The sequence below is a fragment of the Pseudodonghicola flavimaris genome (assembly GCF_030164425.1).
Lineage (GTDB): Bacteria > Pseudomonadota > Alphaproteobacteria > Rhodobacterales > Rhodobacteraceae > Pseudodonghicola > Pseudodonghicola flavimaris.
On record NZ_JASNJD010000055.1, the window covers coordinates 1 to 1,504 of the forward strand.

General features: G+C 69.5%; 1 protein-coding gene. It reads left to right on the plus strand.

Going from position 1 to position 1,504, the window contains the following annotated elements:
- Positions 1–116 precede the first annotated feature (116 nt).
- The coding region (locus tag QO033_RS25200) for a mannose-1-phosphate guanylyltransferase/mannose-6-phosphate isomerase (RefSeq protein WP_284483437.1) at positions 117–1,504 on the plus strand (1,388 nt) is incomplete at its 3' end.

Sequence of the window (1,504 nt, forward strand, 5' to 3'; positions counted from 1 at the left end):
GGCGGTGCGCTTTGCAGGGTTGAACAGGTTGAGCCCATTGGCGATACCGTTGGCGACAGTGGGGTGCGGGCGCGGTCCGGCCCTGTCTTGATGCATTTCTTTCGGAGTTTATAGATATGATCACCCCGGTTCTCCTCTGCGGCGGCTCTGGTACCCGGCTGTGGCCGCTGTCGCGGAAGTCCTATCCGAAGCAATTCACCCCGCTGATGGGGCAGGAGAGCCTGTTCCAGGGGGCGGCGCTGCGGCTGGCGGGGACGGGCTTCGCGGCGCCGGTGATCGTCACCGGCAATGATTTCCGCTTCATCGTGACCGAGCAGCTGGCGGCGGTGGAGATCGCGCCGCAGGCGGTGCTGATCGAACCGGAGGGGCGCAATACCGCGCCGGCGGTGCTGGCCGCGGCGCTGGTGCTGGCCGACAGCGATCCCGACGGGCTGATGCTGGTGGCGCCCTCGGATCACGTGATCCCCGATGCCGCCGCCTTCCGCGCCGCGGTGCTGGCGGCCGCGCCGCGGGCCGAGGCCGGCGATCTGGTCACCTTCGGCATCCGCCCGACCCGGGCCGAGACCGGCTATGGCTATCTGGAGCTGGCCGCAGGGGCCGATGTGGGGGCGGATGCGGGGGCCGAAGTGGGCGCCGAGGCGCCGCAACCGCTGGCGCGTTTCGTCGAGAAGCCCGATGCCGCCCGCGCCGCCGAGATGATCGCGGCGGGCAATTTCCTGTGGAACGCCGGCATCTTCCTGTTCAGCGCCCGGGCGCTGATCGCCGCCTTCGAGGCGCATGCCGCCGATGTGCTGGCGCCGGTGCGCGAGGCGGTGGCCGAGGCGCATGCCGATCTGGGCTTCACCCGGCTGTCGCCGCTGGCCTGGGACCGGGTGCCGGATATCTCGATCGATTACGCGGTGATGGAAAAGGCCGGCAACCTGGCGGTGATGCCCTTCGCCGCCGGCTGGTCCGACCTGGGCGGCTGGGACGCGGTCTGGCAGGAAACCGGGCCGGATGCGGCGGGCAATGTCAGCACCGGGGCGGCCACCGCGATCGATTGCGCCGATACGCTGCTGCGGTCCGAGGACCCGGGGGTGGAGCTGGTCGGCATCGGGCTGAAGGACATCATCACCGTGGCGATGCCGGATGCGGTGCTGGTGGCGCATAAGTCGGAAAGCCAGCGGGTGAAGGAGGCGGTCAGCGCGCTGAAGGCCAAGGGCGCCAAGCAGGCGACGCATTTCCCCAAGGACCACCGGCCCTGGGGCTGGTTCGAAAGCCTGGTGATCGGCGACCGGTTCCAGGTCAAGCGCATCCACGTCCACCCCGGCGCGGCGCTGAGCCTGCAGAGCCATCACCACCGCTCCGAACACTGGATCGTGGTCGAGGGCACCGCCCGGGTCACCATCGACGAGGAGGTGAAGCTGGTGACCGAGAACCAGTCCGTCTACATCCCGCTGGGCGCCGTCCACCGGATGGAAAACCCCGGCAAGGTGCCGATGGTGCTGATCGAGGTGCAGACCGG